This is a genomic window from Haemophilus sp. HMSC71H05 (genome assembly GCF_001838635.1).
GTDB lineage: Bacteria > Pseudomonadota > Gammaproteobacteria > Enterobacterales > Pasteurellaceae > Haemophilus_D > Haemophilus_D parainfluenzae_R.
Genome location: NZ_KV838037.1, coordinates 424581 through 437079, shown reverse-complemented (window position 1 = coordinate 437079; position 12499 = coordinate 424581). Strand labels below are relative to the sequence as shown.

General features: G+C 40.1%; 10 protein-coding genes and 1 tRNA gene. 4 read left to right on the top strand and 7 right to left on the bottom strand.

The genetic code is table 11. The annotated features are described in order from the left end of the window. Positions 1–80 precede the first annotated feature (80 nt). Entirely contained in the window at positions 81–1985 is a 1905-nt protein-coding gene (locus tag HMPREF3279_RS08535; RefSeq protein ID WP_070868872.1) for a monovalent cation:proton antiporter-2 (CPA2) family protein, read from the top strand. Between the two features lie 35 nt (positions 1986–2020). Here the strand turns inward: HMPREF3279_RS08535 and rlmKL are convergent, their stop codons facing one another. From rlmKL to mltA, 4 genes are all read right to left on the bottom strand, one after another. Beyond that, positions 2021–4156 carry a bifunctional 23S rRNA (guanine(2069)-N(7))-methyltransferase RlmK/23S rRNA (guanine(2445)-N(2))-methyltransferase RlmL gene (rlmKL, locus tag HMPREF3279_RS08530; RefSeq protein ID WP_070868871.1) on the bottom strand — a complete coding sequence of 712 codons (2136 nt, stop codon included), beginning with the start codon at positions 4154–4156 and terminating at the stop codon, positions 2021–2023. 119 nt (positions 4157–4275) lie between these two features. Next, positions 4276–5262, bottom strand: a complete 987-nt coding sequence (gene znuA, locus HMPREF3279_RS08525) for a zinc ABC transporter substrate-binding protein ZnuA (RefSeq protein WP_070868870.1) — start codon at positions 5260–5262, stop codon at positions 4276–4278. A 167-nt stretch (positions 5263–5429) separates the two neighbouring features. Continuing rightward, the gene (tcdA, locus tag HMPREF3279_RS08520) at positions 5430–6191 is read right to left on the bottom strand and encodes a tRNA cyclic N6-threonylcarbamoyladenosine(37) synthase TcdA (RefSeq protein ID WP_070868869.1); all 762 of its coding nucleotides are present in this window, start codon (positions 6189–6191) and stop codon (positions 5430–5432) included. Then, positions 6191–7318 carry a murein transglycosylase A gene (gene mltA, locus HMPREF3279_RS08515; protein ID WP_070868868.1) on the bottom strand — a complete coding sequence of 376 codons (1128 nt, stop codon included), beginning with the start codon at positions 7316–7318 and terminating at the stop codon, positions 6191–6193. Before mltA ends, tcdA begins: the two co-directional genes overlap by 1 nt. Positions 7319–7509: 191 nt before the next feature. Here mltA and HMPREF3279_RS08510 point away from each other — a divergent pair. Further along, positions 7510–7586: transfer RNA gene (locus HMPREF3279_RS08510), tRNA-Met, on the top strand. 114 nt (positions 7587–7700) lie between these two features. Here the strand turns inward: HMPREF3279_RS08510 and HMPREF3279_RS08505 are convergent. The 3 genes from HMPREF3279_RS08505 to metC all read right to left on the bottom strand — a co-directional run bounded on the left by HMPREF3279_RS08505 (position 7701) and on the right by metC (position 10919). Further along, complete coding sequence (locus tag HMPREF3279_RS08505; RefSeq protein ID WP_070868867.1) at positions 7701–8207, bottom strand: DUF2301 domain-containing membrane protein; 507 nt, start codon at positions 8205–8207, stop codon at positions 7701–7703. 74 nt (positions 8208–8281) lie between these two features. Then, on the bottom strand, positions 8282–9637 hold the full coding sequence (mpl, locus tag HMPREF3279_RS08500; protein WP_070868866.1) for a UDP-N-acetylmuramate:L-alanyl-gamma-D-glutamyl-meso-diaminopimelate ligase: 1356 nt from the start codon (positions 9635–9637) through the stop codon (positions 8282–8284). Between the two features lie 91 nt (positions 9638–9728). Beyond that, a complete protein-coding gene (gene metC / locus HMPREF3279_RS08495; RefSeq protein WP_070868865.1) occupies positions 9729–10919 on the bottom strand; it encodes a cystathionine beta-lyase in 1191 nt (396 codons plus the stop codon). A gap of 140 nt (positions 10920–11059) precedes the next feature. Between metC and HMPREF3279_RS08490 the strand changes: the two genes are divergently transcribed. Together HMPREF3279_RS08490 and pgsA are read left to right on the top strand one after the other, a co-directional pair. Next, positions 11060–11662 (top strand): peroxiredoxin C, encoded by a 603-nt coding sequence (locus tag HMPREF3279_RS08490; RefSeq protein WP_049370140.1) that lies wholly within the window; start codon positions 11060–11062, stop codon positions 11660–11662. Positions 11663–11752: 90 nt separating this feature from the next. Continuing rightward, positions 11753–12310 (top strand): CDP-diacylglycerol--glycerol-3-phosphate 3-phosphatidyltransferase, encoded by a 558-nt coding sequence (gene pgsA / locus HMPREF3279_RS08485; protein WP_070868864.1) that lies wholly within the window; start codon positions 11753–11755, stop codon positions 12308–12310. Positions 12311–12499: the final 189 nt, after the last annotated feature.

The following is a 12499-nucleotide window of genomic DNA, read 5'->3' as shown; positions in this document are numbered from 1 at the left end:
TTTTTATTTAGTGAAAAAAAGCTAGAATACAAGTCAACTTTCTTCTCATACTCCCTGTTTTTACTAAGGTTTTTTGCCCTATGTCGAATGTCGTCAGCCCTGAATTAATTAAAACTGTAGTCCTGCTTGCTACCAGTGTCACTATCGTGCCGCTTTTTAAGCGTATTGGCTTAGGTAGCGTGTTGGGTTATTTAGTGGCTGGCTGTTTAATTGGTCCTTCCGTTTTCGGCGTAGTGAAAGATGCCGAATCGATTCTGCATATGGCTGAACTTGGTGTGGTGATGTTCTTATTCATCATCGGTTTAGAGATGCATCCAGAACGTTTATGGGCCATGCGAAAAGCGATCTTCGGACGGGGCTTTCTACAAGTCGGGCTATGTGGTGTTCTGCTTACCTTTGCTGGTATCTATATTTTAAATCTTCCTAAAGAAGTCGCATTTATTGCGGGGATGGGCTTTACCCTTTCTTCCACCGCTATTGTGATGCAGGTATTAGAAGAACGCGGGATTACGAATACACCAAAAGGCCAACGAGTTATTTCTACCTTAATTTTTGAAGATTTATCCATTGTGCCATTATTGGCTTCTATTGCCTTTTTAACGCCTGAAACCAAACATATTGAACATCAAACCAACTGGACATCTATTGCTATTGCACTCGGCGCCGTTGTCGGTTTAGTCGTTGCGGGTAAATGGTTAATGAACCCAATTTTCCGTTTGATTTCCAAAGCGCATATTCGTGAAATGATGACGGCTGCTGCTTTACTTGTTGTATTAGGTGCGGCATTAGCGATGGAAGCGAGCGGCCTTTCAATGGCGATGGGCGCATTCGTTGCGGGTGTAATGCTTTCAGAATCCGCATTCCGCCACCAATTAGAAGCCGATATTGAACCATTCCGTGGTTTATTGCTCGGTCTCTTCTTTATGGGCGTGGGAATGTCGCTTGACCTCAGTTTAGTCTTCAATGATGCGGTTTGGTTGTTAGGTATCGTATGCCTTTACATCGTCGGCAAAGCCTTAGCCGTTTATACCGTAGCGCGTATTACGAAACTAGACCGTACCGAATCTGTTGGCCGAATGACCATCATGGCACACGGTGGGGAATTTGCATTCGTACTCTTCTCTGCTGCGACCACTGCAGGCGTGATGACAAAAGATCAAAATGCGACTTTTACCGCTGCCGTCATTATCTCGATGTTATTCTCACCATTGATTGGCTTATTAATGCGTAAAATTAACCAACGCAAATCAGCGAATCAAGAGGAAAAAGTCGATACTAGCGATCTCGATCCAATTGTAGATTTAGAAGATAGCGTGCTCGTGATTGGTTTTGGTCGTTTCAGCCAAATCGTGTGTCAATCGCTTCTTGTTCGAGGTATTAACGTCTCGGTGATTGACCGCAACATTGAAAACATTCGTGCAGCAGCGAAATTCGGTTTTAAAGTCTATTACGGTGACGGTATTCGTCTTGATGTATTACGTGCCGCGGGTATCGAAAAAGCTAAATGTGTTGTCATTGGGATTAACGATACACAACGTATTGAAAACATCGTTCAGAATTTGAAAGATGCTTATCCAAAACTCCCTATTTTGGCGCGAACTTATGACCGTCAAACAACCGTGAGTCTTATTAAGCAAGATGTAGACTTTATCGTGCGTGAAACCTTTGAATCTGCATTGACGCTCAGTCATGCAACCTTAGTGCAATTAGGTGTAAATAAAATTGAAGCAGATGAAATCATTGCGGAAGTTCGTTATTTAGATCAAGAACGCTTAAATGAAGAAGTTTTACATGGTTTCTCAACAGACATCATCCGAAAATATTGGATGCCTAAACCCTTCATCAAACCACATTCTGATGCTAAAGCATTAAATGAAGAAGCAGCGGAAATCTTAGAAAAAGAAGATGAGATCAATGATGAAGCTGCGGTCGAAACCCTTCTTCATGATGATTCTGAAACCGAAAAACAAAAAGAAGTCGAATAACAAAAAAGCCCGATAAATCATTATCGGGCTTTTTATTAGGCTTTCATTGTCACAACCCAGCAGTTGTGGATTTGTTTATTTCGCTCAAAATCAAGCGGTAAGGTTTTCGCTGAAATTTCGACCGCACTTAATCCTAATTCATCTAACGCCTCAAAATCCATTTTAAAACCACGTTTATTGTTCGAGAACACGATGGTGCCGTTAGGACGTAAAATACGCTTAAGATTACGCATTAATTTGATGTGATCACGTTGTACATCCCAACTGTCTTCCATACGCTTAGAATTCGAGAATGTTGGCGGATCCACGAAAATCAAATCAAACTGGCAATCACATTTCTCTAACCACTGCAAACAATCTGCCTGGATGAGCTTGTGCTGCTTGCCTTCAATATCATTTAAAATCAGGTTTTGCTCTGCCCAGTTTAAATAAGTGTTAGACATATCCACGGTTGTTGTCGATTTTGCCTCACCTAATGCTGCGTGAACCGTTGCTGAACCGGTATAAGCAAAAAGATTGAGGAAATCTTTGCCTTTTGCCATTTCACCAAGTATTTTACGGGTTAAACGATGATCTAAGAATAATCCTGTATCCAAGTAATCCGTTAGATTCACCCAAAGCTGAGCGCCGTATTCATTCACATAAAAATATTCGCCTTTATTGGCCAATTTTTCATATTGATTCGTGCCTTTTTGTTTTTGACGCACTTTCAAAATCAGTTTATTGGTTTCAATACCGGTGACTTGCAAGGTTGCAGTCACGGCATCCAATAAACGTTGACGGGCTTTATTTTCATCAATATTTTTCGGTGCTGCATACTCTTGCACCACGATATGATCACCATAACGATCCACTGCCACGTTATATTCCGGTAAATCGGCATCATATAAACGATACGCATCAAGGCCTTGCTGCTTCGCCCATTTTTCAATTTTCTTGATATTTTTCTGTAAACGATTCGCAAAATCCACCGCTACCATTGAAGTGCGGTCAAATTCAAGCGGATTTTCAACCGCACTTTCTTTACGTTCTGAAATTTGATAATTCTTTTGTACACAATCTAACGGACCATTTTTCGCTTTAAATTGACGATGTGAACGCATACGCAAACAATCAAGCAACGTAGATTCACTACTGAAAATCGACGCATTCCAACCACCAAATTCATTTTTAAGACGTTGTCCAAAGACTGAATATAGCGCAATCAAAGCAGGAGTTGTGCCTAATCGTTCACCGTAAGGCGGGTTACAAATCACCGTTCCCACTTCATCTGGACTTGGATTTTTTAATGCGGCGACATCACCTTGTTTCCACTGAATTAAATGTGCTACGCCTGCATTCTGTGCGTTCTTTTGCGCTTTTTTCAGTACGCGGTGATCGAGATCGAAACCATAAAAATGCGGTTTTGGATTTTGATTAAAATAAGTTTCTGCTTGCTGTATCGCTTCTGCTTTCACCTTATCCCAAGCATCTTGATTATGCTCTTTCCAGCAATCAAAGCCCCAATGTAAACGATGTAATTGCGGCGCAATTTGTGCTTCCATTTGTGCAGCTTCGATTAACAAAGTACCCGAACCGCACATTGGATCCACTAATGGTGTCCCTTTTTTCCAACCTGAACGAAGCACTATCGCAGCGGCTAAGGTTTCACGTAAAGGCGCTTGGCCTGTATCTTCACGATAGCCACGTAAATGCAATGCTTCGCCACTTAAATCGAGTGAAACGACGAGTTCTTCTTTATTTAAATAAGCATGAATTCGCACATCTGGATAGTCTTTATCCACATTTGGACGCGCTTTCCCTTGGCGTTCAAAATAATCCACAATGGCATCTTTCACTCGCATCGCACCAAATTGGGTGTGACGAATTTCTTGGTTTGTCCCATTGAAATCAACAAAAAATGTGGCTTTCTCATCAAAATAACTTAACCAATCCTGCCCTGTCACAATTGAATACAAGTCTAAATCACTATATACCTTTCCATTTACAATCGGTAACAAAATACGCGAAGACAAACGTGACCATAATAAGCTGCGATAAAGTGTTTCATCATCAGCCTGAAAATGTACGCCGCCTTGTGCAATTTTACATTCCGTTGCACCAAGCTCTGTGAGTTCGACTTTTAATAGTTCTTCAAAACCACGGGCAGTTGTGGCAAATAGTTGTTTCATGTGTTTTCTCGATAGGGAAAAATTGGGCGAATTATAGCACGAAAGTGCGGTTAAATTTGGGGATATTTCAAGAATATTCCCCCTCTTTTATAAAGAGGGGGTAAGGGGGAGATTTTTGATTATTTACTTAAACATTGAGCATAGCTATCAGCGGTGGCTTGAAGGAAATTCGCATAGGAATTTGGACCAAGCTGTACGTTATCACCAATAGGATCTAAACGACCAACATTAACTTTTGTACTTTGCGCAAGCGTATCAATCACTTTTGGTGTGAATTGAGGCTCCGCAAAAAGACAATTTACACGATGTTCTTCAATTTCTTCTTTGATGTGAGCAATGGTTTTTGCACCAGGTGCCACTAATGGATTAATGGTGAAATAACCGGTTTGATTTAAACCATAAGCATCGTTGAAATAGCTATAAGCATCATGGAATACAAAGAAGCCTTTATCTTTGAGTGGGGCTAATTGCGCTTTGATCTTATCGCTTTGCTCGGTCAAAGTGCGGTTAAAATCGGCTAAGTTTTTCGCGATGAGCTCTTTTTTATCCGGATATTGTTCCGTTAATTTATCCGCCACTTTTTGTGCCACAATTTGGCTGATGGCTGGTGAATACCATAAGTGCCAGTTCACGCTTAACCCATTTTCATCTACATCGTGGTGGTGATGCTCATGGTCATGGCCATGCTCGTGCTTATGATCGTGTCCATGCTTATGATCATGCCCGTGCTCATCTTCATCGCCTTCATGATAATGTTCATGATGGACCTTGCTTAAAAGCGGTTTAATTTCTGGAATCTCAGAAATATTGATGATTTTTTTGCTATCAATTTGGCTAATTGGTTTTGCTAAGAAAGCATCAATATCTTCACCAACCCAAACCACTAAATCCGCCGATTTCACTTTTTGCACATCTGAAAGCTTTAAGCTGTAATCATGTGGAGAAGCACCTGCTGGCACTAAAATTTGCGTATCTGTTACACCATTAGCAATAGACGATGTAATAAAACCGAGGGGTTTCACGGATGCCAATACATCTGCATTTGCCATCATTGGAAGCGTTAAAAGTGCGGTAGAAATTGCACTCATTTTTAATACTTGTTTCATGTTTGTTTCCTTACTTTCATTGGGAATTATTCTCAAAGCCAACATAGACTACGCCTTTTTGATAAAATTGCAACGTTCCAAATAAAAAAATGAAGTGATATTTCTTCATCTTGTTAAATACTTTCATTCATAAAGAAAAAGCAACGTTTTCACGTTGCTTCATTTCTTTATTTTAATAACTTATCGATTACCCTAGAAACGGCAAAAAAGCCAAAGGTTGCGGTTATCATAGTTGCTGCACCAAAGCCATTTGCACAATTCATGGTGGCTGAGACTTCACAGCCTTCGCCCATTTTAGGGAAAATCAGAGGCTGGCTGGAAAACACTGCATCAACTGCAAACTTACGTTGTGGATTTTGAGTAAAATTGAAATCCTTACGTAAAACTGACCGCACTTTTGCCAATAATGGATCTTGAATCGTTTTACTTAAATCAGCAATTTGAATTTTCGAAGGATCAGTCTGACCACCTGCGCCACCAATTGTAATAATCTTGATTTTATTACGTTTGCAATAGGCAATCATCGCGGCTTTGGTTTTCACGCTATCAATGGCATCAATCACATAATCATAACCACGATTTAAGTATTCCGCTTGATTATCCGGTGAGATGAAATCATCAATAATATTCACCACACATTCGGGATTAATCAGCTTAACGCGCTCGGCCATCACTTCCGTTTTAAGCTTGCCAATATTGCCGCTTAATGCAGGAAGTTGACGATTAATATTGGTGACACAAATATCATCCATATCAATCATAGTGATCTGCCCTACACCGCTTCGCGCCAATGCTTCCACCACCCACGAACCTACGCCGCCAATACCTATGACGCACACATGAACCTGACGCAAACGCGCCAAGCCTTCTGGGGTATAAAGGCGACCAATGCCGCCAAAACGTTGTTCGTAGTTATCGACACGAGCCATTATTGTAGTACCCAAACGCGTCCATAGTGTTTTGATAAACCCGCGATATGGCCTGCTTGATCACCAATACCACGATATAAGTCAAAGTGGTGACCATTTACCGCGCCGCCCACATCAAGTGCCACCATTAAGTGTAATTTGTGCGTGCCCATCCAGTTACCATCATTATCAATATCTGGCACTTCAACCAATAATACGGTACCAGAAGGAATGACATTGCGATCAGAAGCAACTGCTGCCATAGGTACTAAAGGCACGCCTGCAGAACCTTTCACTTCACCTGTTGGATCGTTTTTAAAGAAAACATAAGATGGATTACGTTCTAACAATTCTCGTACTCGAGATGGGTTTGCTTTCCCCCATTCACGAATCGCTTGGATAGACATTTTTTCTTTTGGAATTTCACCATCTTCTACCAACAAACGCCCAACAGCTTGATATTTATAGCCATTTTGGCCAGCATAGGCTAAATAATTTAAATTGCCATCACCGTAATCAACATAGCCACTACCCTGCACGCCTAATAAGAAGTTATCCATCATTGAATCACTGTAAGCAAGCTCTAAGCCTTGTCCTGCCAATGCACCATTATAAATTTCTGCACGGCTATAACGTTTATAGCTTGGCATCGCATAAATTGGATGTTGATATTGGCCTTGTGCAGTACGGCGTGCATGAATCACCGGCGAATAATAACCTGTCATCAACACGTTTTGATAACCATCAAAACCTTTCATAATCTGAGGATTAATGCCGTATTGTGCTAATTCATTTACATTAGCTCCTGCAAGCACCCAGTTAGTGATTTTGCCATAATTTGCCGCAAAGCGATTTGTTAATGAATTTGAATAATCACGAACATTCGTCAACTGTGTTAAAAAATCACCTTGGTTAACGACCGCACCTTTGTTTTCAACGGAAGCCACTGGGCTTAAAATAGCTTGTTGATAAGTACGTCCACTATACTTTGCTCCGAATTTTTGTGGATCGTCGCCTGTCGCAGTACGCGGCAAGCTAGAATTATTTTTTGGAGAGACTTTACTTGGTGCCGATCCACATGATGCAAGCACTGAAACAGCCGCTATCACAGAAAAAATTTTTACGGCGAGATTTTGACGAAATTTCATTCTTATTTTCCTAAATTAAACTAACTAATACAAAGTTGCATACGCTATCAAAAATTCCCTTTTAGGACTAGCACTATTTCATAAAATGATTAATTAATATTCACATTGTTTATTTTCTTAACAAACAGAAAGTCAAATTCAGTTTAAATCTTGCAATAATTTTTGAAACGAGTATATTACGCGCCATCAGACGCGGGGTGGAGCAGCTTGGTAGCTCGTCGGGCTCATAACCCGAAGGCCGTCGGTTCAAATCCGGCCCCCGCAACCAAATTACAAAGCACCGAAATTTCGGTGCTTTTTTCGTTTTTAGATAAAGATAAAATTGAATCAAAATAAAAAGGCACAATGTCGGGAAACATTATGACTTTATCCATCAATCTTATTAGATTTGATACTTTGTCTTATCACCGATATCAAAATGCAATGGCATTCGCCATTTTTGAACAGCAAGAATTAATAATAATCCGCCGACAATCAACGATAAAATTCGAGCAATCCAACCACTCTCAAATACCCAAGCAAACCAAAGTGCAGCGACAAATGCAGGTTGTAAATTTAATAGCGGTACTCTAAAACAGAAGTATTCTTTAAAACATAAACCGCCCAGTGTGACCAATGCACCACCTAACGCTAATTCATGCCAACCTAAAAGCGCACATAATAGTGCAAGCCACGTGGCAAATTGTAATGTTAAACGGAAATGCTTTAAATAAATATGAAGGGATGATGCACAACAAGTTGCCGCAATCAACACGGCAATTTGAGCCTGTTGAGGATACCAAGTTAAAGCCAAGATGCTAAGTGCAGCAATGACAAAGCCTGTGCGATAAATAACGACGGTGAGTTTATCCCAAACATCCATTGGAGATTGAATATGTGGATCGGCCATGTGATTTCCTTATTTTTGATGATAAAAAGTGCGGTCAAAAACACTTTCATTTTTGACCGCACTTTACATTGAGATCATTTTAATCGATCTAAAATCTTTTGATGAATGCCACCAAAGCTACCATTTGACATCACAAGAATGTGATCCGTTGGTTTTGCTTCTGCCACAATCATATCGACTAATTTATCAACATTTCCTGTGTAATGTGCCGGTTGCACACATTGTCCTGCAATTTCAGCCACATCCCATGGAATATTATCTGGTTGTAGCATAAACACGGCATCAGCTCGCCCAAGTGCGGGTGCTATTTCATCTTTATGCACGCCCATTTTCATGGTATTTGAACGAGGCTCTAATACGGCAAGAATACGTACACTACCGCCGACTTTATCACGCAACGCTGTGAGTGTCGCAAGAATGGCTTCCGGATGGTGAGCGAAGTCATCATAAACTGTAATACCGTTTACTTCGCCCTTCACTTCTAAACGACGTTTTGCATTGATAAAGCTGCCTAATGCATGACATGCATCTTCAATTTTGACGCCCGCATGGTAAGCGGCTGCAATCGCCATTAAAGCATTGTGCATATTGTGCTGCCCAACAATATTCCATTTCACTTCAGCGACTTTTTGACCGTGATGGAATACAGCAAATTCTGAACAATCATTAGTAATACGTTCCGCAAACCATTCTTTATCTTTACCGATAAATTGCTGTTCTGACCAACATCCCATATTGAGGGTTTCTTTCACGCTCTGTTCATCTGCAAAAGAAAGAACGCGTCCTGTAGAAGGAATGGTGCGGATCATATGATGGAATTGGCGCTGGATCGCATGAAGATCATCGAAGATGTCGGCATGATCGAAGCTGATATTGTTAATGATCAAAGTTTTCGGATTGTAATGGACAAATTTAGAACGTTTATCAAAGAACGCCGTATCATATTCATCCGCTTCAATCACGAAGAACTCACTCTCCCCTAAACGAGCAGAGGTACCAAAATTCCCTGCAATACCACCGATTAGGAAACCTGGTTTTAACCCATTTTGTTCTAAAATCCAAGTCAACATCCCCGTTGTTGTGGTTTTACCATGTGTACCTGAAACCGCTAACACCCAACGATTACGCAATAAATGGTCGTGTAACCATTGTGGACCTGATGTGTAAGGCAAGGCATTATCCAAAACATATTCCACGCAAGGATTACCACGCTTCATAGCATTTCCGACAATCACCATATCGGGTGCAGGCTGAAGTTGAGCCACATCATAATTAGGAATAATTTCAATACCCTGATCTTGTAAAAAAGTGCTCATTGGCGGGTAAACATTAGTATCGGAGCCTGTGACTTTATAACCCATTTGTTTGGCAATCATCGCGACACCGCCCATAAAGGTCCCGCAGATGCCTAAAATATGAATATGTTTCATTGTTCTTCTCTAGTTGCTAAAAATGCTGACTATGATAAATCAACTCAAAGATTGAGTAAATAAGGGCTGTTTACATAAACAGCCCTCTTTCTTATTTGATTCGATCAAATCCCGCTTGAAGATCGGCAATTAATTCATCTGTGTCCTCAAATCCAATATGCAGACGAATTAATGAGCCCGTTAATTTACGCTCAATACCTGGACGAATTTTCGCAATATCTTCTGGTTGATTACATAAAATGAGCGATTCAAACCCGCCCCAAGAATAAGCCATCGTGAACAGCTCAAAGTTATCCATAAAGGCTGAAAGCTCTCCGTCATTTAAACGCTTATGTAATTCAAAAGAGAATAAACCGCTTGCACCCGTAAAATCACGTTTAAAGTTTTCATGCCCAGGACAGCTTGGTAACGCGGGATGATAAACTGCTTTAACTTGTGGTTGTTCACTTAACCATTTGGCTACTTTTAAACTACTTTCATGATGTTGTTTTAATCGCACACCTAAGGTACGAATACCACGAGCAGTTGTATAAGCAGAATCGGCATCAATCATTTGTCCCATTAAATAGGAATGCTCGCGCAATTTATCCCAAGTACGCGCATTAGCCACTGCGGTACCGATCATAATATCTGAATGCCCCACTAAATATTTAGTTCCTGCTTGAATAGAGATATCAATACCGTGTTCTAACGCTTTGAATAGTACGCCCCCCGCCCATGTATTATCGATAATAATGACAATTTCGGGACTTACGGCTCGAACGGCTTTAACAATCGCAGGAATATCGGGTACTTCCATTGTTAAAGAACTTGGTGACTCTAAAAATAAGACTTTCGTGTTTGGCTGTACAAGTTTCGCAATATCAGTACCTATCATTGGATCATAATAGGTCGTATCAATATGCATTTTTTTCAAAATCACATTGCAAAAATCTTGTGTTGGCTCATAAGCCGCACCTGTCATTAAAACGTGATCGCCCGTTTCTACAAATGATAAAATAGCATTGGTTACCGCTGCGGCACCACAGGGATAAAGATAGCAGCCCGCTCCACCTTCCATTTCACACATTAAATCTTGAAGCGCAAAGTGTGTTAACGTGCCACGGCGTCCGTAGAAAAGCTCTCCCTTATAACGATTTTTTGTGCAATGTTTTTTATCTGCAATAGTGTCAAATACTAAAGAAGATGCACGTTGGACCACAGGGTTTACCGCCCCTTGGGTAAAACGTTTTTTACGTCCGGCATGAACCAGTGTGGTTGATAAAGTATGATGTTCTGACATATATTTCACCTGTAACTTAGACAATATTAATTAATTCAATAGATAAAAACAGCTGTTAAAGTGCGGTCAATTTTTTTAGAATACTACCGAGTTTTTGCGTTAGCAAAATTTTTATTAACATTTATATAGGAATTATGACTATGGTATTAGTAACTCGTCAAGCTCCAGATTTTACTTCCTCTGCAGTTTTAGGCAATGGTGAAATCGTTAACAACTTCAATTTCAAAAAACACGTTAATGGTAAAGCTGCGGTATTATTCTTCTACCCATTAGACTTTACTTTCGTTTGCCCATCTGAATTAATCGCATTCGACCACCGTTATGAAGAATTCAAAAAACGTGGTGTTGAAGTTGTTGGTGTATCTATCGACTCAGAATTCACTCACAATGCATGGCGTAATACCCCAACTGAAAACGGCGGTATCGGTGCAGTTAAATATGCATTAGCAGCTGACGTTAAACACGAAATCGCTAAAGCATACGGTATCGAACATCCAGAAGAAGGTGTGGCATTACGTGCTTCATTCTTAATCGACAAAAACGGTGTTGTTCGTCACCAAATCGTAAACGACTTACCATTAGGTCGTAACATCGATGAAATGTTACGTATGGTAGATGCGTTACAATTCCACGAAGAACACGGTGAAGTTTGCCCAGCTCAATGGGAAAAAGGCAAAGAAGGTATGAAAGACAGCCCTGAAGGTGTTGCTAAATACTTGAAACAAAACGCTGACAAACTTTAATTTTAAAGAAAAAGCCACATTAAGTGGCTTTTTTTATTTTTGTAGATCCTTTAAAATGAACGTATCTTTAACCAAAGTACGGTTATTTTTATGAAATATAATATTCCCATTTTCCTGACGATTCTCCGAGTGATTTTAATCCCATTCTTCGTCTTGGCGTTTTATTTGCCTATCCCTTCTGCGCCTTTTATTACCACTCTTATTTTCTTTATCGCTGGTGTTACCGACTGGTTTGATGGCTATCTTGCTCGAAAATTAAAACAAACAACTCGCTTCGGTGCTTTCCTTGATCCTGTAGCTGATAAAGTAATGGTTATTACTGCGCTTGTATTAATTGTGGAATATCAACATTCTTTCTGGATTACCATCCCTGCGATTATTATGATTTCACGTGAAATCATTATCTCTGCTTTACGTGAATGGATGGCTGAGTTGGGTGAACGTAATAAAGTGGCTGTTTCATGGCTGGGAAAAGTAAAAACCACCTCTCAAATGCTAGCTTTAGGTGGATTACTCTGGCGATATAACGTTTATATGGAAACGTTGGCAATCGTACTACTCTACTTAGCTGCAATTTTAACGGTTTGGTCAATGCTCCAATACTTGAAAGCAGCAAAAGGTAGCTTGTTAGATAACATTGAATTATAAAATTGACTAAATTTTAAATAAAAGGTGCGGTTATTTTAATCGCACCTTTTGTTTTTGAATTATTTTTAACCAATCAAAAAAATTTTTTACGAATTTTATTTGACACAATAAGATAAATCCGTAAAATACGCCCCGTTGTTTGGCAACAAGCAAACGCGGGAATAGCTCAGTTGGTAGAGCACGACCTTG